The organism is Lysobacter alkalisoli (assembly GCF_006547045.1).
In the GTDB taxonomy this organism is placed as follows: Bacteria; Pseudomonadota; Gammaproteobacteria; order Xanthomonadales; family Xanthomonadaceae; genus Marilutibacter; species Marilutibacter alkalisoli.
Genome location: NZ_CP041242.1, coordinates 3204722 through 3231253, shown reverse-complemented (window position 1 = coordinate 3231253; position 26532 = coordinate 3204722). Strand labels below are relative to the sequence as shown.

Genomic DNA, 26532 nt, shown 5'->3' with positions numbered 1-26532 from the left:
CCTTCATCCTGTACTTCATTCCGCGCGCTGGCCGGCCCATACTTTGCGCCATGACCGGAATCCGCATGGTCGGCTTCGATGCCGACGACACCCTGTGGCGCAGCGAGGACTACTTCGACGCCGCGCAGAAGGAATTCGAACGCATCATCGCGACCTACGTCGAACTCGACGACGTGCGTGCGCGCCTGTACGCGATCGAGAAGAACAACATCGCCCTGTTCGGCTATGGCGTGAAGGGCATGGTGCTGTCGATGATCGAGGCTGCGGTCGAGATCACCTCGTCGCGGATCAGTGCCACCCACCTGCACCGCATCGTCGGTCTCGGCAAGGAGCTGCTCGCCCATCCGGTCGAGCTGTTGCCCCATGTTCCCGAGGCGGTCGAGGCGATTGCCGCCGAACATGACATCGTGCTGATCACCAAGGGCGACCTGTTCCATCAGGAAGCGAAGGTGAAGCAGTGCGGCCTGGCCGATCTGTTCCGCCGTATCGAGATCGTCAGCGAGAAGGACCCGTCGACCTATACGCGGCTGCTGGAAGAGTTCGGGCTGCCGGCGGAGCAGTTCGTGATGATCGGCAATTCGCTGCGCTCGGACATCGCGCCGGTACTCGAGCTTGGTGGCTGGGGCGTGCACGTGCCCTACCACCTGACCTGGGCCCACGAGGCCGAGGCGACGGTGGCAGTCGATGCCCCGCGGCTGCGGGTTGTCGGCCGTGCCGACGAGCTGCCGGTGGCAGTGCAGGCCATTGCCACCGAAGCCCTGGAAAGTGGAGCCGGAACGCTGTGAGGGGAGAAACCTGAACGGCTGTCCCGGCGTGGTGCGGCCAACTGGCTGGGTTAAAAACCGGTTCACGAGGGCAGGGGCAGGGTGTAGCCACATCCACCCGTACCCGGAGTCCACCCATGGCTGCACTGACCCGCTGGATCGCCCCTGTCGCCGTTGCCCTGGGCCTGGGCATGGCCGCGCTGATGCCGGCGCCGGCTCGTGCCAGCGACGACCTGGTCCGGATCATCGTCGACGTCGCCGACATCATCTACCACCGTGGGAATCCCTATTATCGCCACGGCAACTACGGTCCATATGACCGCATCGTGGTGGTCCGCGACTATCGCGGCCGTCCGAACTACTACCGCCATGTGCCGCGTTCGTACTACACCCGCCATCACGGCAGCCGCCATTACCGCAGCGGTCCGCCCTATGGCGTCGCCCACGGCTATTACGGCACCGCCCCGGGCAAGATGAAGTACAAGGGCGACAATTGCGACAGGAAGGGCCGTTGCAAGGTGAGCTACTACGACCCGCGCCGGGATGACCGCCGCTACGACCGCCGTTACGATCGCCGTGACAGCGATCGCCGCTGGGATGGCCGTCGTCGCGATGATCGTCGCGACGGTCGCCGTGGCTGGGGCGGCTGAGTCGCGTCCAGCCTTGACGTCCGGTTCAAAGCAGGGGCCACCGCCCCATCGGCCCGACCGCTGCATTCCGTCGTGCCGGCGTGACGGCGTCTTGTCGCCGACCTGCTAGTCTCTTTGCCGCGCCCACCTTCTGGAGGTGACCATGAAACGCCTGTCGATGACCCCCGTGTCGCTGCTGTTTGGCGCGCTTCTGCTGGCTGGCAGTTCGCTGGCCCCGGTACAGGCCCGCGATATCGACTGCAAGCTGAGGTTCAACCTGTCCGGCTGGTCGGTGTTCTACAAGACCGCCTCCGGCACCGGCACCATCAGCTGCAGCAATGGCCAGAGCATGACCGTCCGGATCAGGACCAAGGGTGGCGGCCTGAGTTTTGGCAAGTCGACCATCGAGAACGGAGTCGGCGAGTTTTCCGCCGTCAACAACATCAGCGAACTGCTTGGCAGTTATGTCAGCGCCGAGGCGCATGCCGGCGCGGTCAAGTCGAGCAAGGCGCAGGTGGTGACCAAGGGCGAGGTTTCGCTGGCCCTGGCCGGTACCGGCAAGGGTTGGGATCTTGGCGTGGCATTCGGCAAGTTCGAGATTTCGCGCTGATCCGTCCGGCCCGAAGCACGCGATACACAAGAGGAGCCACGACGATGCTTGCCCCCACCCGCAGATTCGCCTTCACGGCCATGCTGGCCGCCGGCCTGGCCATGCTGCCCGGCATTGCCGCGGCCCAGGACTTCACCTTCGGCTGGAACCCGCGTTCCGGCGATGTCTGGGTCGACAACTGGCTGGATGACATGAACCGTTACGGCAGCCGCTACCGCGAGCCGTTCGTCGACGAGATGGTGCGCTACCACGGCGCGCCGCGCGACCTGGTCAGCGAACTGCTGGGCACGCGCCGCTGGGCGCCGGGCGACGTCTACATGGCCTGCACAATCGCCTCGATCATCGGCCGCCCGTGCCGCTACGTGGCCGACATCTGGGAGCGCGACCATGGCAGGGGCTGGGGCGTGGTCGCCAAGGATCTGGGCATCAAGCCCGGTTCGCCGGAATTCCATCGCCTGAAGAAGGGGTTCGTGCCCAGCTATGACCGCTGGGGTCGCGGGATCACCCTCGACGCCGAACTGGAGCGCGATTTCCCCGGTCGCGGCAGGGGCGCGCAGGGCAGGGACGCGGCAGGCAAGTCGGGCAATGCCGCCAAGGGACCGCCAGCGGACCGGGGCAACAACGGCCGACCAGGTAACGACAAAGGAAAGGGCAAAGGCAAAGGCAAGGAACGCGACTGATACTGGCACCGGCAACGATCGACAACGGCGGCTACGGCCGCCGTTGTCGTATCCGCCGCTGGAACCGCTGCCGCATCCTGATCCGCTGGCCGCAACCCGCTCATGGCCGTCGCAGCGTCAGCAGACGGCCCTGATCGCGCAGCAGATGCCAAGCACTGGCGTCATCTGGTCGAACGATTCGTCGGGGCTTCCTCCTGGGCAGCGAAACAGTCGTCGCTCCATTGCACTGACCTGTGATCGAAACCCTGATCGAGCGTCGGCTTGATGATCCGGAAGTAGGGGGAGACGTCGAAGTCCCGCGGCGCGAACAGGCTGTGGTGGCGGATATGCAGCACCTCGTCGAAGCAGTCCGGGCAATCGGGCGTCGCCCGGTCCCGTCGGATCGCGAGCGGAAGGATCGGATAGCGGATGGAATGAAACGCCTGCGCGATCAGCGTCGAACAGATGGCGCGGGTAGGGTCGCCGCTGCCGAATGCCAGCATCCGTCGACGGAGCCGGGTCGGCACCGGCGGCGTGGGCAGCAGGTAGCGGGCCAGGTCGACGACGTTGCGCAGGTCGTAGTGCGCGCCGATGCGCTCGATGACGTAGGCGCAGACCGCGCGCCTGGCGTCGTCGCCCAGCCCCACCGGCCGGCAGATTCGGGTGTGGTGCCCGGCGTACTCCTCGGGACCGACGCTGCGCACGCCATCCACGATGTCGGCCTCGACGAAACAATGCGCGGAATTGCCGTGCGCCGCTTGCAGGTAGCCGCCGACATAGAGCGTGGCATGGGACCAGGTGGACTGGGTCAGGTACTTGATGGCGGTGCTGATCCGGCTGTGGCCTTCGACGAGAAGCACGTCGCCGGGACGCAGGGCGGCCAGCAGCAAATCCCGCGGTGTTTCCGGCGCCACGCCATGGGTCTGCACGCGCTGGGCCAGGAACCGGGCCAGCCCGCGTCCCAGCCAGGCCAACGATGCGTCGATCGGGGAGACCATGCGTCACCTCATTCCGGTATCGCGTCTTAGATCGCGTTCAATTCCCTGGCCAGCGTGGCCGGTTCCATCGTCGCCAGGGTCAGGGCGAGCAGGCGTTGCAGCCGTCGTTCCAGCAGGTCGGCCGTGCGCGCGAAGGCCGCCGCGACCGCGGATCCGCCACCGGGCGTCGCCGAAGGGTCGCGGCAGCCCCAGTATGCCCTGACCGGGGTGCCCATCCAGACGGGGCAGATCTCATGCGCCGCGTTGCCGCAGACCCTGCCCGAGGGCTGGCTTCCGGCGCCGTACCCAGCTCGAACCCTGGCCGGCAGTGCGGCCGTAGCAGCGCTGGCGACGGCGATTCAGAGCACGTCACCCGGCGATTCGATGCGCGCCAGTTGCGTTGCTGCGCAGGCACTCGCCGTAGCGGTTCTTCAGCGGTTCGCGCAGCAGGTATCGCGCGACCAGCGTCGCCAGAGTGGCTCTGATCGAACTGGCGAACGATACGATCAGCATGCCGCGGCCGAGGCCGAAGATCGCGCCGGCGGCCAGCGTCAGCACTGCAGCGTCCGGTATCGATAGCGCGGCCGCCGCAACATATGACCGTGAAGAAGACCGCTGCCGCCTGCCATGGGTGAGCCGAGGTCCACGCCGAGAGTTCCGCCTGGCGCGCCATCAGCGTCGCCAAGCCTCGCGAGAGGGGCCATGGGGCATTGCCCAGCAACATACTCCGGATGATCCGCATCCACAACGCAGCGGATACCGAAGGCACCAGCCCCTCAAGTCGCACATTCAGTCGTCCGCGTCCTCTCGCATGAAGGTCGACAACGCCTCGTCGATACCTTGGCGCACATCGCGGCCGCGGCATCATCGGTGCTGAGCACCCAACGGCTGCCATCGGCACGCAGTGGAATCGCGCCGACTTCACGACCGCCTGTACAGACTGCGCTTTCATGCATGCCGGTGGCGTGCGGCCCACATGGCTGGCGCAGCAGGAGGGTGAACCATCGTCGTTCCATGCGGGAACTGGGGCGGGAAAGCCTGCATCGCGATCGCCGCGATGCTCCTGTCCGCGTGCGCGGGACCGCAGTCCGCGCTGGACCCGGCAGGGCCGGCCGCGTCCGCCATAGCTACCACATGGTGGCTGATGTTCGGCACGGCCACGGCGGTGTGGACGATCGTGATGGGGTTGTTGTTGCTGGCGATGCGGCGCGGACGCGGCATGGCACCGGTTGCGGGCAGGAAGCTGATCGTGATCGGTGGCGTCCTGGTGCCGACGGTGCTGCTGGCGGCATTGCTGGTCTACGGCACGCGCACCAGCGACCGCGTCACTGGCCGCGGCAGCGATGTCGACCTGGTGGTGCGCGTGACCGCGCGGCAATGGCAATGGCAGTTCGATTATCTCGACGGCGACGGTGCCACGATCGCGTCGACCTTCGACCGCCTGGTGCTGCCGTCTGGACAGATGGTGGAATTCCGCGTCGGCAGCAGGGACGTGATCCACAGCTTCTGGATTCCACGACTGGGCGGAAAGATGGACGCGATCCCGGGCCGCGAGAACGTGATCCGGCTGCGCGCCGACCAGCCCGGGCCGATGCGCGGGCAGTGTGCCGAGTTCTGCGGGCTGGACCACGCAACGATGGCATTCGACGTGGTGGTGCTGGACCCCGATGAGTTGCCGGCGTGGCTGCGGGCCAATGCCGGCGTGGCGGCGGACGGGAACGCGCAATGAATCCGGTTGTCATCGACGCGAAGGAGAACGCGCGCCGGTTGGCGGAACTCGATCGCATCTGGTGCAACGAGCCTGGACTCGTCGGTCAGCTGCGGGCGGTCAACCACGGCACCGTCGGCCTGCGCTTCATCGCCGCCGGCTTCGCGTTCCTGCTGGTCGGCGGATTGCTGGCGATGTTCATTCGTCTGCAGCTGGCGTGGTTCGACGCCGAGGTGCTGGATCCGCAGCGCTTCAACCAGTTCGTGACCCTGCACGGCACGACGATGATGTTCCTGTTCGCGGTGCCGATCATGGAAGGCTTCGCGATGTACCTGCTGCCGAAGATGATCGGTGCGCGCGACCTGCCGTTCCCGCGGATGAGCGCGTTCGGTTGGTGGTGCTACCTGTTCGGCGGCCTGTTCCTGTATTCCAGCCTGCTGTTCGATGCCGCGCCCGACGGCGGCTGGTTCATGTACGTGCCGTTGACCGATGCCACGTTCTCGCCGGGCAAGGGGCCCGACTTCTGGCTGATCGGCGTGACATTTGCCGAGATCGCGGCGGTGACTGCGGCGGTCGAACTGATCGTCGCGGTGCTGGTGACGCGCGCGCCGGGCATGGACATCCGGCGGATGCCGCTGTTCGCCTGGGCGATCCTGGTGACTGCGTTCATGATCGCGTTCGGCTTTCCCCCGCTGATCCTGGCCAGCATCCTGCTGGAGATCCAGCGCGCCTTCGGTTTCGTGTTCTTCGACCCGGCGCTCGGTGGCGATCCGCTGTTGTGGCAGCACCTGTTCTGGTTGTTCGGGCACCCTGAGGTCTACATCATCTTCCTGCCGGCGGCGGGCGTGGTGTCGATGGTGGTACCGACCTTCGCGCGCAGGCCGATCATCGGCTATACGTGGATCGTGCTGGCCCTGGTCGCCACCGGTTTCCTCAGCTTCGGCTTGTGGGTGCACCACATGTTCGCAGTGGGCATCCCGCTGCTGGCACTGGCCTTCTTCAGCGCGGCGAGCATGGCGGTGGCGATTCCGACCGCGATCCAGGTGTTCGCGTGGATCGCGACGCTGTGGTCCGGGCGGCCGTGGCTGCGGGTGCCGATGCTGCACATCTTCGGCTTCTTCGTGGTGTTCGTGCTCGGCGGGCTGACCGGGGTGATGCTGGCCTTCGTGCCGTTCGACTGGCAGGCGCACGACACCCACTTCGTCGTTGCGCACCTGCATTACGTGCTGATCGGCGGGATGATGTTCCCGTTGTTCGCCGGGCTGTACTACTGGCTGCCGCTGGCCAGCGGGCGGATGCCGTCGGAAAGCACCAGCCGTACCGCGTTCTGGCTGGTATTCATCGGCTTCAATCTGACCTTCCTGCCGATGCACCTGACCGGGCTGCTGGGCATGCCGCGCCGCGCCTACACCTATCCGGAGGAATTGGGCGTGCAGTGGCTCAACCTGCTGTCGACGGCGGCGGGCTTCGTGCTGGCGGTGGGGATCATCGCGATCTTGGTCGATGCGGCGTTGTGTTTCGTGCATGGACGACGCGGACGCGGCAACCCGTGGCGCGCCGGCACGCTGGAATGGGCGGTGCCTTGCCCGGTCCCGAACTACAACTTCGCGTCGATCCCGGTCGTCGGCGCGCGGTATCCGCTGTGGCACGACCGCAACCTTGCCGCGCGCACGGTCGACACGGGTGGTTTGCTTGGCGATCCGCGAAGCGGACGTCGCGAACTGCTGGGTACCGGGCCGGTCTCCGCGAAGCCGGAGCAGGTGGTGTTCCTGTCGTCATCGTCGTGGTGGCCGCTGGTTTGCGCGATGCTGATCGCCTCGATGTTGGCGTTCTTCATCGCCGGGTACTACCTGCTATCGGCGGCATGCCTGCTGCCGCTGGCGGGCGGGTTCCTTGCATGGATGTGGACGACGGGCCACCGCCATGCTCCGTTGCGGGTCGATGCCGGGAGCGGACTTTCGCTGCCGCCGCAATCGGCCAGCCGCAACGCTCCCGGCTGGTGGGCGGTGGTGATCACGATGCTGATCGATGGTTCCCTGTTCGCATCGCTGGTGTTCGCGTATTTCTACCTTTGGCTCGGCGCCGGGGCGTGGCCGCCCGCCGGCACTGGCGATCCACGGCTGACATGGGGGTCGTTGGCCGCACTGGCGTTGCTCGCGGCGTGCTGGGCGTGCTCGCATTTCGCCGGCCGGGCGTTTTTGGGCGGGCGCCGTGCGCGGCATGTGCCGTTGGCGGCATTCGCCATCGCGACGGCCTGCGCGTACCTGCTGGTCTACCCGTCGGCGGTGACGGGTCTTGTCGCCGTTCCGCAGGCGCATGCCTATGCCTCGGTGGTCTGGATATTGGCAGGGTTCGCCGTGGTGCATGTCGCGATTGCGGCCTTGATCTGCGGCTTCGTGCTGGCACGCGTGGCCTGCGGCCATGTCGATGGCGCACGTCCGTTGGAATGGCGCGTGGCCCTGGCTTTCCTGCGCTACACGCTGGTGCAGGCAGCGATCGCCTGGGCCGTGGTGCATCTGTTTCCGGTGGTGCAGGGATGAAGCCGGAGGTGCGCCGGAGCCGCTTCGGCTGGATCGCCGCGCCAATGCTGCCGTGGGCGCTGCATTTCGTGGCGATCTACAGCCTGCAGGGTCTGGTCTGCGCCCGCGGCTGGAACCAGGTCGGTGGCGTGGTCGGCATGCTGGCGCTCACCGTGCTGGCCTGGGGCGCCACGGCGTGGCTCGGTGCGCTTGGCCGGCGCGCGCTGGCCGCTGCAGCCGACGACCCAGGCGCGACGCGGTTCGCGGCGAGGCTGGTGGTATGGCTGTCGCTGCTGTCGGCCGTGGCGATCCTGTTCACTGCGTTGCCGGTAGTGTTGCTGGCGCCATGCGAATGAGAGAGTGGCGATGCGCAAGAGCCTGAAACAGCCGGTTCCGGAGAAGCGCAGCCCGACGGTGGAAAGCCGGGTGGCGCTCAAGCGCCATCCGCTGCATCCGATCCTGGTGGTCTATCCGATCGTGTGCCTGAGCTTGCTCCTGCCCTCGGACCTGGTCTACCAGTGGACAAGTGACGGGTTCTGGGCGCGCCTGTCGTGGTGGCTGAACCTGATCGGGCTGGCCAGTGGCCTGTTCGCCGCGGTGTTCGGCATGCTGGACATGTTCCTGATCCGCGTCGCACGCCGGCATGTCTCGGTATGGAACCACTTCGTCGCCGGGGTCATGCTGCTGGCGCTGGCCGCGCTGGGGGTGTGGCTGCGCGCGGCCGATCCCGCCGCCATCTGGCCTTGGGCCGTGGTGCAATCGTCGCTGTGCCTGCTGATGGTGATCGTGGTCGGCTGGCTGGGCGGCACGCTGACCTTCGGCCACGGCATCGGCGTGTACGACCATGCCTCGAAGGACTACGGCGTCGACGACGCGCCCGGCGAATGAGCATGTCCGACCATCGCCACATCGCCCGGGGCCGGTGCCTCGCCAAAGCTGCGCGGCTTGGCGCCGGTCAGCGCGGCCGCGGCCAGCAACAGCAGCAGCGGCAACCAGCCGAGCAGCCGGTAGAACATCGCGCTGTGCTTGTCGTGGCCATGTCCCAACGCATACAGGTGCAGGCCGAGGTACAGGTGCAACAGCACAGCCAGTGTCACCACGGCCAGTTTCGCCACCAGCCACCCGCCCGGCTGTACCCACGGGATCAACGCCATCCCGAATGCGATCGTCAACACGCCCGCGGGTGTGGCGATGCGGAAGAACAAGTGGTTCGCCACCGGATTGAAGAAGCCGGCTCGCGCATCGCGTTCGCGCAGGTGTCGCGCAACGAACAGCCGCGGCAGGAAGAACAGCCCGGTGAACCAGACCGTCATGCTGGCGATGTGCGCGACCTTCAGCCAGAAGTACATCGTGCAGGCTCCATGGGAAGGGGGACGACGCCGGGCCGGATGGCTCGTGTCGCCCCGATGCTGGCCATCTTGCCGGGTCGCACGTGGGCGACAGGCGAATTTTCCGGGGAGGTGCCGACGTTGGCCACCGCCTGGTCGCTGTCGCCGGTCGTTCCCGCGCTGTTGCTGATGACCATGCTGTATGCGGCCGGGCTATGGCGCTTGTGGCGCGACGGGCACCCGGGGCGCGGAATCGCGATGATCGAAGCGGCGCTGTTCTTTGCAGGCATGGGTGTGCTGGCGCTGGCAATGGTATGGCCGGTCGATGCATACGGTGCATGGTTGTTGTCCGCGCACATGGGTCAGCACATGCTGCTGCTGGCGCTGGCGCCACCGTTGCTGCTGGCGGGCCGGCCGATGGCGGCGGTGGCCGCCGCGCTGCCGCCGCGTTGGTCGAAGGCATTGCATCGTGCATTGCTGCCATTGGCGCCCGGATTCGGGCGCACGCTCGCGCTGGCCACGTTCGCCAATGTTGCGGTGATGTGGGGTTGGCATGCGCCTGCCGCGCTGGCGCTGGTGATGCGCAGCGGACCGGCGCACTGGGTGATGCACGGCAGCTTCCTGCTGGCGGGCCTGTGGTTGTGGGCCTTGCTGTGGCAGCGCATTCGCGACGACGTGGCGGGCGCGCTGTCGGGCGCGATCGCCATCGTCGTGGTGATGATGCAGATGGGGTTCCTCGGGGCGTTGCTGACGTTCTCGCAGCGCATCGTGTACCCGGTCTATGCCGACCGCGCGACGGAACTGGGCATTGCTGCGTTCGACGACCAGCAGTTGGCGGGGCTGATCATGTGGGTACCGTCATGCCTGCCGTACCTTGCCGGCGCGTTGTGGTTGCTGGCCCGCGAACTCCGCAGGATGGGCAAGCGCCTCGACTGAGGCGGCGCTATACGTTGCCGTCGCCACGTGAGCTGCGCCGGCCAGGGCCGGTCCACCTGCTGGTCGCCGCCCTCTTCAGGTGCTGACCGCCCCATCACCCCCTGCCGTGCCCATGACCGCTCCCATCTCTTCGTCCTCCGGTCCGATGCCCGATCCGGCTTCGGTGCGCCTGTCCGTCGCCCCGATGATGGATTGGACCGTGTGCTCAAGAATAATCAGCTAAAACAAATGCTTGGGTCAGTGGTTCTGTGCCAGGTTGCAAGGAAGTCGCTCGAGGGCTGGCCAACGACTCAATGTGGACGTGGTGGGAATGGGCCTTTCCACCTCGCGGTCCCGAACGTGCGCGGGTCGCGCAAGCATGAGCCTTCCCGATCGAGTCAAGACCTCCCGGGCATTGGCGCGCATCCCGGGCCTTTGTGGTGCCGAGGCAGGACAACCCCCAAAGGCGTACCATCAAGAGACCTGTAGCCAACGGCCAATGGCGGATCCAGTGGAAAGCCAAGAAAGCCAACGGATCGCAATTGTCCTGGCGCGCAGGGCGGAGACTGCCGGGCAGATTGCCGATACGATGGTCTCGACATGGCAGGCCATCGATGCCGCCCTGAGCCCCATCATCGGCCAGCGGGGCGTTGCCGTGCTCTACAAGCGCAGCCTCTACCTCGCCGGCCACGCCCATCCGTGGCTGGCGGGTATGCATGAAGACAGCCAGGCCACCATGGATCTGATGGCACTGAGATCTGTTTTTGCGCAGCAAAGCAGCACCGATGCCGCCGTCGCTGGCGGCGCATTTCTGCAGACGTTCCACGAGCTGCTGTCCAGTCTCATCGGGCTCTCGCTCACCGAGCGATTGCTTCGTCCCGTATGGGCCCCCTTTTCAAGCGGCCCGCCCGCGCAGGACACTTCGTCATGACCACCAAAGTGACAATCAACCGCCTGGCAACCGGCGTGCCTGGCCTGGACGAAGTACTCAGTGGGGGGCTGCCGGAATTCTCGTTCAATCTCATCGCCGGGCCGCCCGGTTGCGGCAAGACCACGCTGGCGCATCAGATGATGTTTGCGCTGGCCACGAAGGAGCGCCCGGCGCTCTATTTCACAGTGCTGGGTGAGCCGCCCCTGAAGATGTTGCGCTATCAGCAGCAGTTCGAGTTCTTCGACAGCGAGGCGATCAACCACTCGATCCACTTCATCAATTTGTCCGACGACGCTTCGGCGGGCGACCTGGACCAGGTCCTGCGACGCATGGTCGCCGAGGTGGAAGCACATCGTCCGGCACTGGTGTTCGTCGACTCGTTCCGCTCCGTGGTGCACGCGAGTCGCGGCGAGGGCCAGCCGCACAACAACCTGCAGCAGTTCGTCCAGCAACTCGGCATGCTGATGACCAGCTGGCAGGCCACGACCTTCCTGATCGGCGAATACTTCACCGAAACCGAGGCCGACGCCAATCCGGTGCTGACGGTGGCCGATGGTCTGATCTGGCTGCGCCAGAGCGTCCAGCGCAACTCCATGGTGCGCAAGATGGAGGTGATGAAGATGCGCGGCCAGCCGACGCTGCCGGGACTGCATACGTTCCGCATCACGGCGTCCGGCATCGAAGTGTTCGCGCCGGCGCGCGTGGCGCTAGCGGCGCATGCCGAAGCGAACCCGCGGTCGGCCGGCAAACGCCTGCTGATGGGCGTGCCGCATCTGGACGACATGATGGGGGGCGGTTTGCCGTGCGGCTATTCGATGCTCGTGGCCGGCCCTTCCGGATCCGGCAAGAGCATCCTCGCCGCCGCATTCCTCGCCGAGGGCGCGCGTTGCGGCGAGACCGGCGTCATTGCGGTCTTCGAGCAGCGTCCAAACCGGTCGCGCAACCGCCTGCTCACGGACCTGATCGAAAGCGGCCGCGTGGGCCTGGTGGACAGCCGCGCACCCGACCTGTCTATCGACGAGATCGTGCAACTGCTGCTCAACGAGATCCGCAGGCTCGATGCGAGCCGCGTCGTCATCGACTCGCTGTCGGCATTCGAGCTCGCCCTGGCACCGACCTTCCGGGAAGACTTCCGCGAGTCGTTGCTGCGCCTGGTCACCGCCCTGAGTGGTGCCGGCGTCACCGTGCTGATGACATCCGAACTGGAAGACCGCTACATCGATCTGCGCTTCAGCCCGTATGGCACCGCGTTCCTGACCGACGCCATCATCGTGCAGCGTTATATCGAGGTCGACAGCCGGCTGCGTCGCGTGATGGCGGTGGTCAAGGTGCGTGCAAGCGCGCATTCGGACGAGTTGCGCGAGTTCAGCATCGATGACGACGGTATCCACATTGGCGAAATACTTGCCGATCAGGAGGGGCTGCTCGGTGGCAGGCCGACGACGAAGCAAGTCCGCGGCGCCGACGGCAGTTGAGCCTGTGCCATGACCAAGACGCCTCGCGACAAAGACAGCGCCCTGACGGAAGCCGAGCGCAAACTCGCGCAACTGCGACAGCAGGCCGAGCAGGCACGCGTGACGTTGGCCCGGTTGCACCGGGACGTGGCCGAGGCGGAGAGCCGACTGGACGGCAACCAGTCGGCACGACTGATCGAGGCGAACGAGCGGTTGGTGCTCGCCGCACTGCGTGCCAGGAGCGATGCCGAAGCCGCGTCACGGGCAGTCGACGAATTGGCGCGATCCGTCGAGTTCGACGCCTTGACGGCTTTACCCAATCGCACGCGGCTGCTCGACCGCTTCGCAAGTGCCATCGCTTTCGCCAAGCGTCATGGCACGCGGATGGCACTCCTGTTTCTGGACCTCGACAACTTCAAGCAGATCAACGACACACTCGGCCATGCCATCGGCGATGAGGTGCTCAGGCTGACAGCACATCGTCTGGCTTCTCTTGTCCGCGATGAGGATACGATCAGCCGCTACGGTGGCGATGAGTTCGTGATCCTGCTCGCGGAGATATCCCAGCCGTCCGATGCGGTCCTGGTCGCCAATAAGCTGATTGCGGCCCTGGGTTCTCCCTGTCGCGTAGGCGAGCATGTGTTTCGCCTGACTGCGAGCATCGGCATCTGCATCTATCCCGATGATGGCGACGACGCACATACGCTCATCGAGCGTGCCGACGCCGCCATGTACTGCGCCAAACGTCAGGGGTTTGGCAGTTCTCTTTTCCATGGAGAAGAGCCTGCAGGCCAGGCGCCAGCGCTGACGTCGTTGCAACCTCCCTTCATCCACCACGAACAGGCGTCGAGCGAATACGAACGGCACTACATGCAATTGCGCGAAGCCAATGGCGAGCTGGTATTGGCCGCACTGGACGCGCAGGAACTACAGGCGGCTGCGGAGCGGGCGCAGCGGCAGCAGAAGGAGTTCCTGGCCGTGGTTGCGCACGAGTTGCGCAACCCGCTGACGCCCATCCGCATCGCGGCCGAAATGCTGGGCTTGGCGCGTCCGGAGGAAATACCGCGCTACCAAGCCATCATCGAGAACGAGGTCGAACACATGGTCCGCCTCGTAAGCGACCTGGTGGACATGTCCCGCGTCAACACGGGCAAGCTCAGGATCGAATGCCGGAGGGTTGACCTCGCCGACATCATCGACGAAGCAGTCGCTGCCTGCCGGCCTGCGATGGATACGCGCCTGCAACACTTCAGCGTCCAGGTGCCTGCATGCGCCATCGAACTGAACGCGGATCCGGTCCGCCTGGCGCAAGTCCTGAGGAACCTGCTCGACAACGCGTCCAAGTACACACCCAATGGCGGGGAGGTCGGGCTTTCGGTCGTCGTCGCCGACGATACTGTCGTGATGAGCGTGTCCGACAGTGGCATCGGCATCACCGCCGGGGCCTTGGCCGAGGTCTTCGAGCCGTTCGTGCAGGACAAACACGCTATTGGCTTCAATGGTGTTGGCCTGGGGATCGGGCTCACGGTGGTACGCGAGCTGGTGGATGCACACGGCGGTCAAGTGGTGGCGAGTAGCCCGGGTACGGGCCTGGGCAGCAAATTCGTGGTTACGTTGCCATTGACGGGACGCAAGTCGGGAAACGCGTCGCAGGGTTGATGGGCCCGCAAGCGAACAACACACCCAGAGAAGAAAGGTTTTTCGCCCAATCGAGGGGAAAGCGCCGGGTCTGTTGGATGACCGGGGCGCCGGGGGCGAAGGCCCTTGGATGCGAATGTCCCCCGGCACCGGCCAGGGCCGGCGCCTCCTCCTTGATTTCGCACCCAAGGGCCTTCGCCCCCGGCGTTCGGACATGACCGGTGGTTCCAAAGATGGAATCCCGGGGAGGGCCGGCAGGTCGCGTCGAGACAGCCAGGTAGCAGCGAGAACCGGCGATCGAACGCAAGCGGCAGCGCCCACGCCTTCGCTGAAGGCGAGCCCCCCTCACATGGAAGAAGAACCAGAAAAAATGGGTCGAGTTCATGTTCCAGCCCGATTCGACCCGCAGCGCGCAACCGGGGAGAATGTGGACTTCCGGGTCCCTGTCATCCCGTTGTGTCGACCATGACCTCCCCAAGCCAGCCTGCAGCCAGTCCACGTATCGATCCCGCGGCGCTACGCCTGTCCGTCGCCCCGATGATGGATTGGACGGACTCGCATTGCCGGGTCTTCCATCGCCTGCTGGCGCCGCATGCGCGGCTGTATACGGAGATGGTGCACGCCAACGCGGTGATCCATGGCGATCGCGAGCGCCTGCTGGGCATGGATGCGTCCGAGCATCCGGTCGCGCTGCAACTGGGTGGCAGCGAGCCGGAGTTGCTGGCGCAGGCGGCCCGGATCGGTGCCGACTGGGGCTATGACGAGATCAACCTCAACTGCGGTTGTCCGTCCGACCGGGTCCAGGCCGGGCGCTTCGGCGCCTGCCTGATGCGCGAGCCGGCGCTGGTGGCCGATTCGGTCGCGGCGATGGTCGCGGCGTGCACGGCTTCGGGGCGGGATGTTCCGGTGACGGTGAAATGCCGGCTCGGGGTCGACGATGACCACGACTACGACTGCTTCCGCGCCTTCATCGACATCGTCGCCGATGCCGGCTGCGGCATGTTCGTGGTCCACGCGCGCAATGCCTGGCTGCAGGGCTTGAGCCCGAAGGAGAACCGAGAGGTGCCGCCGCTGCGCTACGACTGGGCGTACCGGCTCAAGCGCGAGCGGCCGGACCTGCAGGTGGTGGTCAACGGCGGTATCGCCGATGCCGGCGAGGCGGCCGCGCACTTGAACCATGCCGACGGCGCCATGCTGGGTCGCGCCGCCTATCACACGCCGTATCTGCTGCACCGGCTCGACGTGGCCTGGTTCGGGGGTGAAGTGAAGCCGCGCGCCGAGCTGCTGCGCGCGCTGCGGCCCTATGTCGAGGCACAACTGGAGCGTGGGGTGTTTCTAAAGCACATCACCCGCCACCTGCTCGGCCTGTTCGCCAACGAGCGCGGCGGCCGTGCGTTCCGGCAGGTGCTGAGCGAGGGCGCGCACAAGCCCGGTGCCGACTGGTCGCTGGTCGAACGGGCGATCGCGATCACCGAGTCGTTCGCCACGGCGCACGACAGCGACCGCCAGCCGGCTTGAGCCACGGCCCATGATCACCCGCGACACCGACGCCTTCCTGCGCTTCGCTCACGGCAGCGCGCCGGACTTCGGCCCCGCCACTGCCCGCGCCGCGTTCCTGGTTTCGCCGGACGGCTTCGCCCGCGCCGACGAATCCGCGCGCGACAACATCTACATGGCCGACGCCCCGGCCTTCGACCCGGCGTGCGCGCTCGACGAACACCGCGGGCTGCATCGCGCGCTGTCGCGCTGCCTGCCGACGATCTGCTTCGCCGGCGACCCGGCCACGCCGGATGCGGTGTTCCCGAACAACGTGTTCGCGACCGCTCATCCGGATGCGGCCGGCGGCGGCGCGGGCCGGGTGATCATCGGCCGCATGCGCCATCCGGTACGCCGGCGCGAGGCGATCCGCGACGACATCCGCGGCTTCTTCACCGACGTGCTCGGTTACCGTCTGCACGACCTGTCCGGACAGCTGCATCCGTGCGAACTGACCGGTTCGCTGGTCATCGACCGCGCCCGCGGGCTCGGCTTCTGTGGCCTGTCCGAGCGCTGTGACGAGGCAGGCGCCCGGCTCATGCACGACGCCTTCGGCCTGCGCGCGACCCTGATGTTCGATCTCGCCCCGGGCGAATATCACGCCAATGTCGTCCTGTCCGTGCTGGCCGGACGGGCGCTGCTGGTGTGCCCTGACGGTTTCGCCGATCCGGCCACCGCCGACGCGATCGCCTCGTTGTACGTACCGCACACGGTGCGGCTGTCGGCAGCGGAGCGGGCGGCGTTTGCCGGCAATGCGATCGCATTGGGCGACACCGTATGGATGAGTACGCGGGCCGGGCAGGCGCTGGTTTCGCCGCAGCACGAGCGGCTGCAGGCGGCGGGGTTCCGCATCGAGACCGTGGCGCTGGATACGATCGAGGCCGCTGGCGGGTCGTTGCGTTGCTGTGTCGGCGAAATCTACTGATGTTTTCAGAGCGGGTCTGGATTTTGTGAATCCGGTCAAGGACTTGCTGCGCCAGCACGCGATTTCCATGGGTGCTTGCGGCGGCCGCCGGTACATGGCTGAATGGGGCGCATCGGGGGGCGGAAAAGTTCAGACCGGATTCACCGCCTTGTTCAGAGAATGCCCCTGCGGTGTCATCTTGACGCTCCCTGCACAACGGCTCCCGCCCGCCTGCTGTCCCCTGTTCCGATCCGACCGGAGACCCATGCCCAGCCTGCTCGTTCGTACCACTGCCCTGGTTCTGCTGGTCGCGGCTGCCGTGGTGGCGGGTGAGGCCATGGCCCAGAAGGGTGGCCCGCCGGACAAGGTGAGCCGGGAATCGCCGCAGGTCCGCCACAGCCGTGGCGACGACCAGCGTGCCCTGAGCGATGCCGTGCGCCGGGTCGAACGGCGTACCGGTGGCCGGGTCCTGAGCGCTGAGCGCGTGCCGTTCGACGGCCGCGACGTCAGCCGTGTCAAGGTCGTCGATCAACAGGGACGCGTTCGTGTATTCATGGACGACCCGAGCTCCACGCGCCAGCCGCGCCAGCTGCCCAGCCGCCCTGATCCGCGTCGTACACGTGATGACGACGACTGAAGCGACTAAGGTGTAGGCAGCGCCCGGACCGGCTTGTTGCGGTCCTTCCACCCACGGAGTTCCCCGAATGGAGTTCCCATGCGAATCCTGCTTGTAGAAGACGAAGCCCCCCTGCGCGAAACCCTGGCCGCCCGCCTCAAGCGTGACGGCTACGCGGTCGATGCCGCCCAGGACGGCGAGGAAGGGCTGTACATGGGCCGCGAGGTGCCATTCGACCTCGGCATCATCGATCTCGGCCTGCCCAAGATGTCGGGCATGGAGCTGATCAAGGCGTTGCGCGACGAGGGCAAGAAGTTCCCGATCCTGATCCTGACCGCGCGTTCGAGCTGGCAGGACAAGGTCGAGGGGCTCAAGCATGGCGCCGACGACTACCTGGTGAAACCATTCCACGTCGAGGAGTTGCTGGCGCGCATCAACGCGTTGGTGCGCCGCGCCGCCGGCTGGAGCAAGCCGACCCTGGAATGCGGGCCGGTGACCTTGGACCTGGCCGCGCAGACGGTCAGCGTCGAAGGCCAGAACGTCGACCTGACCAGCTACGAGTACAAGGTGCTCGAATACCTGATGATGCATGCCGGCGAACTGGTCTCGAAGGCCGACCTGACCGAGCACATCTACCAGCAGGACTTCGATCGCGACTCCAACGTGCTGGAGGTCTTCATCGGCCGCCTGCGCAAGAAGCTCGATCCGGAGAGCGCGCTCAAGCCGATCGAGACCGTGCGTGGCCGCGGCTACCGCTTCGCAATCCCGCGCAGCGGGGAGTAGCGATCCCCGGCTCTTCCTTTGACGGACCACTGCCGATGGGCGCGGACAGGGTTTCGGCCCTTGTCCGCGCCTTTTCATTTCCACGACGCACTCCGCCGTGCGATTCCCCTTCCGGTGCAAGCCGGGCCGCCGCGCCGGTAAGCTGTCGCCGTATGCCAAACCTTGTTTCCAATGGCTGTTTTTTCGATTCTTCTCCGATTGGCGGGGAAGCGACTTCGGATGCAGCCGCCGCCCGCCGATCGGCGTTCCATGCTTCAAAGGCGGGGCGTCGACCCTCCTGGCCCACTCTCCGCAACCCCCGACTTCCCTACGAACACCCCCGCAATCGGGAAAAGAATCGTCTTCTTTCCTCAGGGCGGCGACTCCTTCCGGAGGTGTTCCTCTCGATAGCGACCCTGAAGTTGTCGTCTGGCGGGGGAATCCCGTGAGCTGGGGGCAGCCGAGGTCGTTGCAGGCGCGCCAGCTGCTGGCGGCCAGCCTGGGCCTGCTCGCGTTCCTGGCGCTGGCCGGCTACGCGCTTGACCGCGCCTTCCTTGAGACCGCCGAGAGCAACCTGCGCGAGCGCCTGAAGGGGTATGCGCTGGCTTATGCCGGCAAGGGCGAGTTCGCCCGCAACGGCGAGTACATCCCGCCCTACGACGCGGTCGACCCGCGCTTCGACATGCCTGGCAGCGGCCTGTACGCGGAAGTGGTGTTGCAGCATTCGCGCTGGGACTCGGCCTCGGCCGTCGGTCCCGAGTTGCCGCCGGGCGAAATGCTCGAGCCGGGCGGGGAGAGTTTCGACAAGAGACTTTCGGTGACCGAACTGGACGGCAGTATCGGCGAGGTCTATCGCTACGGCTACGGTGTGATCCATGACGTAGGGCAGGTGGGCGAGGAGATTCCGTACACCATCTACATCCTCGAGACCACGACCCAGCTCGGCCGCCAGGTCGCTGTGTTCCGCGAGGCGCTGTGGCGTTACCTCGGCGGCGCAGGCCTGATCCTGTTGCTGCTGCAGGGGCTGATCCTGCGCTGGAGCCTGCGTCCGCTCAAGCGCGTGGTCGACGAGCTCAAGCGCGTGCAGCGTGGCCTGCTTTCGCGCATGAGCGGGCGTCATCCGCGCGAACTGGAACCGCTGACCGAGAGCATCAACGCCTTCATCGAGAGCGAGCGCGAAAACCTCGAGCGCCAGCGCAACACCATGGCCGACCTCGCCCACAGCCTGAAGACGCCGCTGGCGGTGTTGCGCGCGCGCATTGCCGAGGAGGCCCCGGCCGAGGAGCTGCGCGAGGAGATCGATATCCAGGTCCGGCGCATGAGCGATCTGGTGTCCTACCAGCTCGGCCGTGCCGCGCGCTCGGGCCATGTGCTGTTCGCCGCACCGGTGGAGATCGAGCCGTATGCCGATCAGATCGTGCGCAGCCTGGAGAAGATCTACGCGTCCAAGGGTGTGTTCTGCGAGTTCGACCTCGATCCCGGCATCGCGTTCTACGGCGAGCCGGGCGACCTGCAGGAGGTGCTCGGCAACCTGCTGGAGAATGCGTTCAAGTGGGCGTCTTCGCGGGTGTTGTTGACGGTCAAGCCGGGCGAAACGGAACCAAGCCGGCGCCCCGGCCTGTTGCTGGCGGTCGACGATGATGGTTCCGGCATTCCCGGGGACAAGATCGAGCGCGTCCTGCAGCGCGGGGTGCGCGGCGATGAGCGTGTGCAGGGCCATGGCATCGGCCTGGCCACGGTGCAGGACGTGGTGCGCAGCTACCGCGGCACGCTGGAGGTGTCGCGCTCGGAGGAGTTGGGCGGGGCGCGGTTCGAGGTGAGGCTGCCGCCGGGGTTGTAGTGGCGTGTCGCGCGCAACGCGGAATCTGCTTTGAAAGTTTGCGGAGGACGCATCCGGGCAGGGCTTTGCAGGACACGCCGTAAATCCATCCTTGGAGGCTCATCCGAAACATCCATGTTTCGGAAGGTCCTGCAAAGCCCTGCCCGGATGCGTCTGGGCAAGTTGGCGGGAAAGCTGATTCCGTGTTGTGCGCGACACGACAGGAGTTGCGAAGAGTCAGGCAAACGGTGGCGGCCCGTACAGTCGCTGCAGATGCTTCGCCACCGCTGGCATTTCCACGCGCAGCAGCGCCGGGTCGCTGAAGTGGTATTCGGTAGCCACCGCGAAGAATTCCTCGGGGCACTCAGCAGCATACGGGTCGATCGCGATCTCTTCGCCGGCATCGACCGCGGCGGTCAGGGCGTCGAAGGCGGTCTGGAAGTCGCGCGCCCATTCGCGTTGCCACGGCCGCGGCAGCGGCGGGGTGCCGTCGAGCAGGCCGTCGAGCACGTCGAGCTTGTGCGCCATCTCGTGCGCGGCCACGCAGAAGCCGGCACGCGGGTCGGCGCAATCGGCCTGCACGTCGGCCCAGGACAGGATCAGCGGACCCTGTTCCCAGGCTTCGCCGATCAGTTCGTCATGCCATTCGTGCAGTACGCCGGCAGCGTCCATATGGTTGCGTTTCACCCGGAACGCGTCGGGGTAGACGATCAGCTGGCTCCAGCCATGCAGGCCCTCGGCGCCGAATTCGATCAGTGGCAGACAGCACAGTGCGGCGAGTTGGCAGCGTGCGGTCTCGTCCAGCGTCAGGTCGCCGAGCGGAGTGATGGTCTTCTCGTGCAGAAAGCGCGAGACCAAGGCCGCCAGGCGCTGTTGGCGCGTCTCGTCCAGCGCGAGCACCCACGGCAGGCCGTGGCATGCATCCCGCCACAGATCGGGCGGCAGGGCCCGGGGGGGCGGCGCAGCCGTTTGAACAGACCGAGCAAGTACGCCTCTTGCGGTGGGCTCAGCGCACCATGCCGGGCAGGAAGCTGTGCCAGCGCCGCGGCGACGGGCGCCCGTTCGAGGGTGCGTCACCGTGCACGCTGGGCCGGGCCCGGGTCTCCCGTTCCGGCACCGTGGCAGGGGTCGTGTCCGGGGTCGGCTCCGACTTGTCCTGGGCCAGCCGGGACGTTTCCGGGCAACTGCCGCTGTTCGGGCCGCTGTGCTGGATATCGCGCGCAAGCACCGGCGCCGCGGCGGTCGCGGCGACGAAAACGAGGACGGTCAGGCAATGGCAGATCCGGTGCATGGTGGGTCCTTGCCACAGGCCGGGCGGATTCCGGCAAACGCCGAATATAGCGTGATTTCGTGACGGATGTTTTGTTGCGCTGCGGCAACGGTGGCCGTCGCGCATAATGCCGCCGATGAGAAGCGCCGCCCCTCTCCGTGCATCTTTCATAGCTGTGCCGGCAACCGGCGACAACCTGCGTGGGAGGCTGGTCCGTGGATGAACGCGCCCTGCTGCAGCGCCTGAGCGCCGGCCCCGTGTCCGGGGACGCCCTGGCGCGCGAATCCGGCCAGACCCGGGCGGCGGTGTGGAAGCGGGTGCAGGCGCTGCGCGAGGCCGGGGTGCCGGTGCTGGCGCGTCCGGGGCGTGGCTATTCGCTGGCAACACCGCTGGATCTGCTTGATGCCGATGCGATCGAGGCCGGTATCGACCCGGCCGTGCGCGCCCGGCTACAGGCGCTGGAAGTGGCCTGGAGCATCGACTCGACCAACAGCGAGCTGCTGCGCCGCGGTGCGGCCGGACTGGAAGGCGGTGCCGTGGCCCTGCTGGCCGAACGCCAGACCGGCGGTCGCGGCCGTCGTGGCCGGGACTGGGTGTCGCCGCTGGCGGCGCACCTGTACCTGTCGCTGGCCCGGCGTTTCGAGGCCGGCCTGGCCCGGCTCGGCGGCCTGAGCCTGGTGGCCGGTGTCGCCACCGTCGAGGCCCTGCATGCGCTGGGTGTGGAGCAGGCGCGGCTGAAGTGGCCCAACGACATCGTGGTCGAGACCGACGGCGTGTTGCGCAAGCTGGGCGGGTTGCTGGTGGAGGGGGGCGGCGAGCACGGTGGCCCGGCGCATGCGGTAATTGGACTTGGATTGAACGTGCGCATGCCGGCGGGGGATGCGGTCGCGCCGTGTATCGACCAGCCGTGGTGCGACCTTGCCGGGCTCGATGCCGGTCCGGCCTGCGACCGCAACCGCCTTGCCGCGACGGTGCTCGCGCACTGGCTGCCGGCGCTGGACACGTTCGACGCCGACGGTCTGGCCCCTTTCCTCGACCGTTACGCAGCGCTCGACGTGCTGACCGGTCGCGCGGTGATCCTGCATTCGGAAACCGGCGAGCGTGAAGCGGTCGTGCTCGGCCTTGCGGGCGACGGCGCGTTGCGGGTGAGGCTGGCCGGTGGGGAAACCCGCAGCGTGCATTCGGGCGAGGTCAGCGTCCGCCGCGCAACCGCAGGAGCATCGGCATGAGCGTCTGGTTGTTCGATCTCGGCAATACCCGGCTCAAGTGCGCGCGGCTGCACGATGACGGTACGGTCGGCGAGGTGTTGGCGCTTCCGCACCAGGCCGCGAGTGCCGAGGATGTCGCCGCGGCGATGGAGGTCGCGTTGCCGGCGCGGATCGAAGTCGCGTACCTGGCCAGCGTCGCTTCGCCGTCGCTGACCACGGCGGTGATCGATGCGCTCACGCGGCGTTGCGGGCGGATCTCGCGGGCGTGCACCCAGCGCCGGTTCGGTGGCTTGCGGATCGCCTACGAACGACCGGAGAAGCTCGGCGTCGACCGCTTCCTGGCCCTGGTCGCGCTGCACGCACGCGGCGGCCCGGCGCTGTGTTGCGGCGTCGGCACCGCGCTGACAATCGACCTGCTCGACGGCGAGGGACTGCATCGCGGCGGCCGCATCGCGCCGTCGCCGGAGTTGATGCGCGAGGCGCTGCATGCGCGCGCCTCGCAGCTGCCGGCCGAAGGCGGACGCTATCGCGAATTCGCCGACGACACCGAGGATGCGCTGGCTTCGGGTTGCGATGGCGCTGCATTGGCGTTGGTCGGGCGCAGCCTGGCCGAGGCCACGCATCTGCTTGGCGAAATGCCAACGCTGTACCTGCATGGCGGCGGCGGAGAGCGCCTGCGCGCGATGCTGCCGGCGGCACGCTGGGAGCCCGGGCTGGTGCTGCAAGGGCTGGGGTGCTGGGCCGGCGTCGAGCATGCTCATTCGCGGCATGCCCAGTAGAATCGCCGCATGCTGATCCGTGCCCTGATCGTCTTCCTTGCCGTCCTCAACCTGGGTGTTGCCGCGTGGTGGATCTTCCGCTCCGATCCCGCGCCGGCCGCATCCGAGCCGCTGCCGTTGGGGGTCGCGCGGCTGCAACTGGTCAGCGAAGTCGCACCCGGCGAACTCCCGGTCGCGGAGGAAAACGCCGACGCGCCATTGCGTTGCTTCAGCTTCGGCCCGTTCGACAACGACACCGCCGCGGTTGCACGATCGGCGCTGGGGCCGCTGGTCGAGCGCATCGTGCCGCGTCAGCAGGGCGATGGCGAGATCCGCGGCTGGCGGGTCTACATGCCGCCATTCGATGGTCCCGACGCGGTGCAGGCGGCCGCGCGCGCACTGTCGGAGGCCGGGGTCGGCGACATGTTCGTGGTCCGCGACGGGGTGGAAGCCAACTCGATCGCGCTGGGCCGCTACGGTACCGAGGAGGCCGCCCGCCGCCGTGTCGAGACACTGGCCGGGAGCGGTTTCACCGCCCGTGCCGCGCCGATCGGCAGCGGCACCCCGCGGGTCTGGTTCGACGTCGAGGCCGGACCGCGCTTCGACCCGGAGCAGGCCCGCAGCGCAGCCCGTGCGCCCGGACACGAGGAACTGGAGTGCGAACCGCAGCCGTAGCGCCTGGCTCCATCGGTTAGAATGGACAGTCATGCCGGCTTAGCTCAGTTGGTAGAGCAACCGCCTTGTAAGCGGTAGGTCGTCAGTTCGAATCTGACAGCCGGCACCATCGAATCGCAAAAGGAGCGCGTCGGATGAGTCGCCAGTACCCGTCTGTTTCCCTGATCGGAGCCCCGACCGACATCGGTGCCGGGCACCAGGGCGCGCGGCTGGGCCCCGAGGCGCTGCGCATCGCCGGGCTTGGCGAGGCGCTGGTCGCGCGCGGTGTCGACGTGGTCGATCGCGGCAACCTCGACGGCCCGCGCAATCCCTGGCAGCCGCCGGTCGACGGCTACCGCCATCTCAACGAGGTCGCGACCTGGAACCGGCTGGTGATGGACGCGGTGCGGGCCGAACTGCGCGATGGGCGCATGCCGATCCTGCTTGGCGGCGACCATTGCCTTGGCCTGGGTTCGATCACTGCGGTCGCGCGCCACTGCCGTGAGACCGGCAAGAAGCTGCGCGTGATCTGGCTCGACGCCCACGCCGACTTCAACACCAGCAACGTGACCCCGTCCGGCAATATTCATGGCATGCCGGTGGCCTGCCTGTGCGGGATCGGCCCGCGTACGCTGACCCACCTCGATGGCGAAGGCCCGGCGATCACTCCGGATGTGATCCGCCAGATCGGCATCCGTTCGGTCGACCAGGGCGAGAAGCGGCTGGTCAAGGAGCACGGCCTCGACATCTACGACATGCGCTACATCGACGAAGTCGGGATGAAACGGGCGATGGCCGAGGCGCTGGACGGGCTCGACGCCGACACCCATCTGCATGTCAGCTTCGACGTCGATTTCCTCGACCCGAGCATCGCCCCGGGCGTCGGCACCACCGTGCCGGGCGGGCCGAACTACCGCGAGGCGCAGCTGGTGATGGAGATGATCGCCGACACCGGCCTGATGGCCTCGCTGGACATCGTCGAACTGAACCCGCTGCTCGACAAGCGCAACCGCACCGGCAAGCTCGCCGTCGACCTGGTCGAAAGCCTGTTCGGCAAGTCGACGCTGATGCGCGATTGAGTGCGCCGACCTGAACAGCGGCGGCCAAAGCTGTCGCCCGGCTGACCGTCTATCGCGGTTTTCACGCTGTTTGCATGGGGTCTGCTGTGGGATGGTGACGCGCGACATGCCGCTGCATGTCCGAAGTTCCCCAGCTACCGCGATGAAGGAGTGTGAGATGAAAGCTCTGGTCGTATTGATGCTGTTGGCGGCGTTCTCGGTGACCACGCTGAGCGCCTGCAACACGATGGCAGGTGCCGGCAGGGACGTGCAGGCTGTCGGCGAGAAAGTCGAGGACAAGGCCGAAGACTGCAAGGACGGCAAGTGCTGAATCCGGCGGTGCGGCGATGCTGCATCTGCCGACATCAGAAAGTGGGGAAAGGCCGGTTATCCGGCCTTTTCCATTTTTGTCCGGCTGTTCAGGGCGCCATGAACCTGCGAGTGCAGGGGGTGTTTCTCTGTGGTTCACCATCTTCTACGGCGGGATAACGCAATACCGACTCGATGCGAATGCCGGGGCTGCGAAGCTGGGCGAGCAGTCGACATCAGACTGCTCCCCCAACGCAGAGGAAATTACAGATGAACAAGGACATCATTGCTGGCAAGTGGACGCAGATCAAAGGTCAAGCCCAGGCCAAATGGGGCGACCTGACGGACGATGTGTTCGATGTCGCGGAAGGCAACTCCGAGTACCTGGCAGGCAAACTGCAGGAACAGTACGGATGGGCGCGTGAGCGTGCCGAACGCGAGGTGCGCGAGTTCGAGAAGACCCTGCACTGATCGACGAGCAGTAACGACCTCCTTCCCAGCGTACGTTGCGGGCCGGCATTCGCCGGCCCGTTGTTGTTGGGCCTTGTCGCGGGCCCACCCGGCTCAGTAGCCCGGCGGATCCGGCACGAATCCAGTCGGAAATGCCTGCGGCGCCTCCGGTTGAGGTGACCGTCGGTTGTGGATGATGCCGAGCGCGATCAGTCGTTCGCGAGTGTCGTAGCGGATCTCGCTGACCTGGGCCGGATGCCGGCTGGCGCGGGTGAAATGCGTGCGCGAGGCCGGCGACCATTCGCGTGCGCCATGGCCGGTGCCGATACGTTGCCGGGCCGGTGCGGCGGCGCGGGATTCGGCGGTCGGGGCGGCATCATCGGCGCCGGGGTGCTCGATCCTGCCGATCAGCGGGCGGTGCGGGGAGGGCATGGGCGCCACCTCGGTGAACGCCGCGATCCCGATCACGCCGACATTGCGTGGTCGCCCGGTGCGGCTGGCATAGCTGTCGCGGTGGTCGGTGAACACGAACTGGGCGACGTCGCCGAGCGACTTCCGCCAGCCGGTTATCTCGGTGCTCTGCCAAGGCCCGAGCACGTAACCGGCCTGAGAGGGATCGGCGGTTTCGCCGCTGACCGCGTTGATGCCATCCACCGACAGCACTACCAGCACACGCTGCCCGGTGGTGTTGGCCAGCCGCACCCCGTAGCGATGGCCGGGGGTGCCGGCGACCCAGGATTCACCGCGACGGCGGTAGACCGGCAGCCAGTCGCCGAGGTCGCGGTCGACGACCGTCACTTCGACCAGGTGGCCGGGGCGGGGAAGGACCGGCTCGATCGGCCTGTGGGCGTGGGTGGTCGATGGCAGGCCTGCCAACGACAGGCCGGTCGACACCAGCAGGGCGAGGAGGCGAAACGGCGTGCGCATGCGGGCATCTCCGTGGAAGCGTGTCAGTAGCAACGTCCCGGTGGCCGCAACGGGGTTGATCGCCCGGAGATTTCGCCACCGTCCTGCTGCGGCCTTTCCTCGGAGCGCCGCGCGAAGGAAAGTGGTGAA

At 66.9% G+C, this 26532-nt stretch carries 30 protein-coding genes and 1 tRNA gene; 24 read left to right on the top strand and 7 right to left on the bottom strand.

What is annotated here, in order from left to right; translation table 11 throughout:
• Positions 1–50 precede the first annotated feature (50 nt).
• The 4 genes from FKV23_RS14330 (at position 51) to FKV23_RS14315 (ending at position 2683) form a co-directional block, all read left to right on the top strand.
• A complete protein-coding gene (locus tag FKV23_RS14330) occupies positions 51–785 on the top strand; it encodes an HAD family hydrolase (protein WP_141624464.1) in 735 nt (244 codons plus the stop codon).
• A 116-nt stretch (positions 786–901) separates the two neighbouring features.
• Complete coding sequence (locus FKV23_RS14325; protein ID WP_141624463.1) at positions 902–1414, top strand: hypothetical protein; 513 nt, start codon at positions 902–904, stop codon at positions 1412–1414.
• A gap of 142 nt (positions 1415–1556) precedes the next feature.
• Positions 1557–2003, top strand: a complete 447-nt coding sequence (locus tag FKV23_RS14320) for a hypothetical protein (RefSeq protein ID WP_244244018.1) — start codon at positions 1557–1559, stop codon at positions 2001–2003.
• A 44-nt stretch (positions 2004–2047) separates the two neighbouring features.
• Positions 2048–2683: a hypothetical protein gene (locus FKV23_RS14315; protein ID WP_141624462.1), complete on the top strand. Its 636-nt coding sequence runs from the start codon at positions 2048–2050 to the stop codon at positions 2681–2683.
• A 161-nt stretch (positions 2684–2844) separates the two neighbouring features.
• On the opposite strand, the gene FKV23_RS14310 is transcribed toward FKV23_RS14315, so the two are convergent.
• The 3 genes from FKV23_RS14310 to FKV23_RS14300 form a co-directional block, all read right to left on the bottom strand.
• Positions 2845–3660 carry a C40 family peptidase gene (locus FKV23_RS14310; protein WP_141624461.1) on the bottom strand — a complete coding sequence of 272 codons (816 nt, stop codon included), beginning with the start codon at positions 3658–3660 and terminating at the stop codon, positions 2845–2847.
• 26 nt (positions 3661–3686) lie between these two features.
• Entirely contained in the window at positions 3687–3875 is a 189-nt protein-coding gene (locus tag FKV23_RS14305) for a hypothetical protein (RefSeq protein WP_141624460.1), read from the bottom strand.
• Between the two features lie 133 nt (positions 3876–4008).
• Positions 4009–4197, bottom strand: coding sequence for a TVP38/TMEM64 family protein (locus FKV23_RS14300; RefSeq protein ID WP_141624459.1), 189 nt, complete (start codon positions 4195–4197; stop codon positions 4009–4011).
• Between the two features lie 499 nt (positions 4198–4696).
• On the opposite strand from FKV23_RS14300, the gene coxB reads away from it, so the two are divergent.
• The 4 genes from coxB to FKV23_RS14280 are packed head-to-tail and all read left to right on the top strand — an operon-like array spanning position 4697 to position 8754.
• Positions 4697–5368 (top strand): cytochrome c oxidase subunit II, encoded by a 672-nt coding sequence (gene coxB / locus FKV23_RS14295; RefSeq protein WP_141624458.1) that lies wholly within the window; start codon positions 4697–4699, stop codon positions 5366–5368.
• On the top strand, positions 5365–7887 hold the full coding sequence (gene ctaD / locus FKV23_RS14290) for a cytochrome c oxidase subunit I (protein WP_141624457.1): 2523 nt from the start codon (positions 5365–5367) through the stop codon (positions 7885–7887). The genes coxB and ctaD overlap by 4 nt, the downstream gene beginning before the upstream one ends.
• A gap of 8 nt (positions 7888–7895) precedes the next feature.
• Positions 7896–8222: a hypothetical protein gene (locus tag FKV23_RS14285; RefSeq protein WP_141624456.1), complete on the top strand. Its 327-nt coding sequence runs from the start codon at positions 7896–7898 to the stop codon at positions 8220–8222.
• 10 nt (positions 8223–8232) lie between these two features.
• Positions 8233–8754, top strand: coding sequence for a DUF2231 domain-containing protein (locus FKV23_RS14280; RefSeq protein ID WP_141624455.1), 522 nt, complete (start codon positions 8233–8235; stop codon positions 8752–8754).
• Here the strand turns inward: FKV23_RS14280 and FKV23_RS14275 are convergent.
• Positions 8724–9215, bottom strand: a complete 492-nt coding sequence (locus FKV23_RS14275) for a CopD family protein (RefSeq protein WP_141624454.1) — start codon at positions 9213–9215, stop codon at positions 8724–8726. The genes FKV23_RS14280 and FKV23_RS14275 overlap by 31 nt on opposite strands.
• A gap of 111 nt (positions 9216–9326) precedes the next feature.
• Between FKV23_RS14275 and FKV23_RS14270 the strand changes: the two genes are divergently transcribed.
• The 9 genes from FKV23_RS14270 (at position 9327) to FKV23_RS14230 (ending at position 19790) form a co-directional block, all read left to right on the top strand.
• Positions 9327–10130 carry a cytochrome c oxidase assembly protein gene (locus FKV23_RS14270; protein ID WP_407067683.1) on the top strand — a complete coding sequence of 268 codons (804 nt, stop codon included), beginning with the start codon at positions 9327–9329 and terminating at the stop codon, positions 10128–10130.
• Positions 10131–10620: 490 nt separating this feature from the next.
• Complete coding sequence (locus FKV23_RS14265; protein WP_208543174.1) at positions 10621–11040, top strand: hypothetical protein; 420 nt, start codon at positions 10621–10623, stop codon at positions 11038–11040.
• A complete protein-coding gene (locus FKV23_RS14260) occupies positions 11037–12515 on the top strand; it encodes an ATPase domain-containing protein (protein ID WP_141624452.1) in 1479 nt (492 codons plus the stop codon). The genes FKV23_RS14265 and FKV23_RS14260 overlap by 4 nt, the downstream gene beginning before the upstream one ends.
• 9 nt (positions 12516–12524) lie before the next feature.
• Positions 12525–14153, top strand: coding sequence for a diguanylate cyclase domain-containing protein (locus tag FKV23_RS14255; protein WP_141624451.1), 1629 nt, complete (start codon positions 12525–12527; stop codon positions 14151–14153).
• Between the two features lie 444 nt (positions 14154–14597).
• On the top strand, positions 14598–15650 hold the full coding sequence (dusA, locus tag FKV23_RS14250) for a tRNA dihydrouridine(20/20a) synthase DusA (RefSeq protein ID WP_141624450.1): 1053 nt from the start codon (positions 14598–14600) through the stop codon (positions 15648–15650).
• 10 nt (positions 15651–15660) lie between these two features.
• The gene (locus tag FKV23_RS14245) at positions 15661–16593 is read left to right on the top strand and encodes an arginine deiminase-related protein (protein ID WP_141624449.1); all 933 of its coding nucleotides are present in this window, start codon (positions 15661–15663) and stop codon (positions 16591–16593) included.
• A 244-nt stretch (positions 16594–16837) separates the two neighbouring features.
• Positions 16838–17209: a PepSY domain-containing protein gene (locus FKV23_RS17570; RefSeq protein WP_244244017.1), complete on the top strand. Its 372-nt coding sequence runs from the start codon at positions 16838–16840 to the stop codon at positions 17207–17209.
• A gap of 78 nt (positions 17210–17287) precedes the next feature.
• Positions 17288–17971: a response regulator transcription factor gene (locus FKV23_RS14235; protein WP_141624448.1), complete on the top strand. Its 684-nt coding sequence runs from the start codon at positions 17288–17290 to the stop codon at positions 17969–17971.
• Between the two features lie 448 nt (positions 17972–18419).
• Positions 18420–19790 carry an ATP-binding protein gene (locus FKV23_RS14230; RefSeq protein ID WP_141625219.1) on the top strand — a complete coding sequence of 457 codons (1371 nt, stop codon included), beginning with the start codon at positions 18420–18422 and terminating at the stop codon, positions 19788–19790.
• Positions 19791–20006: 216 nt separating this feature from the next.
• On the opposite strand, the gene FKV23_RS14225 is transcribed toward FKV23_RS14230, so the two are convergent.
• Positions 20007–20669 (bottom strand): M90 family metallopeptidase, encoded by a 663-nt coding sequence (locus FKV23_RS14225; protein WP_407067628.1) that lies wholly within the window; start codon positions 20667–20669, stop codon positions 20007–20009.
• Between the two features lie 106 nt (positions 20670–20775).
• The gene (locus FKV23_RS14220; protein ID WP_141624447.1) at positions 20776–21060 is read right to left on the bottom strand and encodes a hypothetical protein; all 285 of its coding nucleotides are present in this window, start codon (positions 21058–21060) and stop codon (positions 20776–20778) included.
• Positions 21061–21254: 194 nt separating this feature from the next.
• Between FKV23_RS14220 and birA the strand changes: the two genes are divergently transcribed.
• The 7 genes from birA (at position 21255) to FKV23_RS14185 (ending at position 25497) form a co-directional block, all read left to right on the top strand.
• Positions 21255–22268: a bifunctional biotin--[acetyl-CoA-carboxylase] ligase/biotin operon repressor BirA gene (birA, locus tag FKV23_RS14215; RefSeq protein WP_141624446.1), complete on the top strand. Its 1014-nt coding sequence runs from the start codon at positions 21255–21257 to the stop codon at positions 22266–22268.
• Positions 22265–23026, top strand: a complete 762-nt coding sequence (locus FKV23_RS14210; RefSeq protein WP_141624445.1) for a type III pantothenate kinase — start codon at positions 22265–22267, stop codon at positions 23024–23026. Before birA ends, FKV23_RS14210 begins: the two co-directional genes overlap by 4 nt.
• Before the next feature lie 9 nt (positions 23027–23035).
• Entirely contained in the window at positions 23036–23680 is a 645-nt protein-coding gene (locus FKV23_RS14205; RefSeq protein ID WP_141624444.1) for a hypothetical protein, read from the top strand.
• A gap of 33 nt (positions 23681–23713) precedes the next feature.
• Positions 23714–23789: transfer RNA gene (locus FKV23_RS14200), tRNA-Thr, on the top strand.
• Positions 23790–23814: 25 nt separating this feature from the next.
• Positions 23815–24738 (top strand): arginase, encoded by a 924-nt coding sequence (rocF, locus tag FKV23_RS14195; protein WP_141624443.1) that lies wholly within the window; start codon positions 23815–23817, stop codon positions 24736–24738.
• 157 nt (positions 24739–24895) lie between these two features.
• Positions 24896–25048 (top strand): entericidin A/B family lipoprotein, encoded by a 153-nt coding sequence (locus tag FKV23_RS14190; protein WP_141624442.1) that lies wholly within the window; start codon positions 24896–24898, stop codon positions 25046–25048.
• A 248-nt stretch (positions 25049–25296) separates the two neighbouring features.
• Positions 25297–25497, top strand: a complete 201-nt coding sequence (locus FKV23_RS14185; protein ID WP_141624441.1) for a CsbD family protein — start codon at positions 25297–25299, stop codon at positions 25495–25497.
• Between the two features lie 93 nt (positions 25498–25590).
• On the opposite strand, the gene FKV23_RS14180 is transcribed toward FKV23_RS14185, so the two are convergent.
• Positions 25591–26403 carry a hypothetical protein gene (locus tag FKV23_RS14180; RefSeq protein WP_141624440.1) on the bottom strand — a complete coding sequence of 271 codons (813 nt, stop codon included), beginning with the start codon at positions 26401–26403 and terminating at the stop codon, positions 25591–25593.
• Between the last annotated feature and the right edge of the window lie 129 nt (positions 26404–26532).

Excerpts from the sequence above, each read along its gene's own strand:
- FKV23_RS14330 (WP_141624464.1), top strand. The coding sequence starts at position 51 with ATGACCGGAATCCGCATGGTCGGCTTCGATGCCGACGACACCCTGTGG.
- FKV23_RS14315 (WP_141624462.1), top strand. The coding sequence starts at position 2,048 with ATGCTTGCCCCCACCCGCAGATTCGCCTTCACGGCCATGCTGGCCGCC.
- FKV23_RS14180 (WP_141624440.1), bottom strand. The coding sequence starts at position 26,403 with ATGCGCACGCCGTTTCGCCTCCTCGCCCTGCTGGTGTCGACCGGCCTG.
- FKV23_RS14305 (WP_141624460.1), bottom strand. The coding sequence starts at position 3,875 with ATGGGCACCCCGGTCAGGGCATACTGGGGCTGCCGCGACCCTTCGGCG.
- rocF (WP_141624443.1), top strand. The coding sequence starts at position 23,815 with ATGAGTCGCCAGTACCCGTCTGTTTCCCTGATCGGAGCCCCGACCGAC.
- FKV23_RS14255 (WP_141624451.1), top strand. The coding sequence starts at position 12,525 with ATGACCAAGACGCCTCGCGACAAAGACAGCGCCCTGACGGAAGCCGAG.
- FKV23_RS14310 (WP_141624461.1), bottom strand. The coding sequence starts at position 3,660 with ATGGTCTCCCCGATCGACGCATCGTTGGCCTGGCTGGGACGCGGGCTG.
- FKV23_RS14245 (WP_141624449.1), top strand. The coding sequence starts at position 15,661 with ATGATCACCCGCGACACCGACGCCTTCCTGCGCTTCGCTCACGGCAGC.
- FKV23_RS14185 (WP_141624441.1), top strand. The coding sequence starts at position 25,297 with ATGAACAAGGACATCATTGCTGGCAAGTGGACGCAGATCAAAGGTCAA.
- ctaD (WP_141624457.1), top strand. The coding sequence starts at position 5,365 with ATGAATCCGGTTGTCATCGACGCGAAGGAGAACGCGCGCCGGTTGGCG.
- FKV23_RS14190 (WP_141624442.1), top strand. The coding sequence starts at position 24,896 with ATGAAAGCTCTGGTCGTATTGATGCTGTTGGCGGCGTTCTCGGTGACC.
- FKV23_RS14325 (WP_141624463.1), top strand. The coding sequence starts at position 902 with ATGGCTGCACTGACCCGCTGGATCGCCCCTGTCGCCGTTGCCCTGGGC.
- FKV23_RS14260 (WP_141624452.1), top strand. The coding sequence starts at position 11,037 with ATGACCACCAAAGTGACAATCAACCGCCTGGCAACCGGCGTGCCTGGC.
- FKV23_RS14235 (WP_141624448.1), top strand. The coding sequence starts at position 17,288 with ATGCGAATCCTGCTTGTAGAAGACGAAGCCCCCCTGCGCGAAACCCTG.
- FKV23_RS14280 (WP_141624455.1), top strand. The coding sequence starts at position 8,233 with ATGCGCAAGAGCCTGAAACAGCCGGTTCCGGAGAAGCGCAGCCCGACG.
- dusA (WP_141624450.1), top strand. The coding sequence starts at position 14,598 with ATGACCTCCCCAAGCCAGCCTGCAGCCAGTCCACGTATCGATCCCGCG.
- FKV23_RS14320 (WP_244244018.1), top strand. The coding sequence starts at position 1,557 with ATGAAACGCCTGTCGATGACCCCCGTGTCGCTGCTGTTTGGCGCGCTT.
- FKV23_RS14275 (WP_141624454.1), bottom strand. The coding sequence starts at position 9,215 with ATGTACTTCTGGCTGAAGGTCGCGCACATCGCCAGCATGACGGTCTGG.
- coxB (WP_141624458.1), top strand. The coding sequence starts at position 4,697 with ATGCTCCTGTCCGCGTGCGCGGGACCGCAGTCCGCGCTGGACCCGGCA.
- FKV23_RS17570 (WP_244244017.1), top strand. The coding sequence starts at position 16,838 with ATGCCCAGCCTGCTCGTTCGTACCACTGCCCTGGTTCTGCTGGTCGCG.
- FKV23_RS14210 (WP_141624445.1), top strand. The coding sequence starts at position 22,265 with ATGAGCGTCTGGTTGTTCGATCTCGGCAATACCCGGCTCAAGTGCGCG.
- FKV23_RS14205 (WP_141624444.1), top strand. The coding sequence starts at position 23,036 with ATGCTGATCCGTGCCCTGATCGTCTTCCTTGCCGTCCTCAACCTGGGT.
- FKV23_RS14220 (WP_141624447.1), bottom strand. The coding sequence starts at position 21,060 with ATGCACCGGATCTGCCATTGCCTGACCGTCCTCGTTTTCGTCGCCGCG.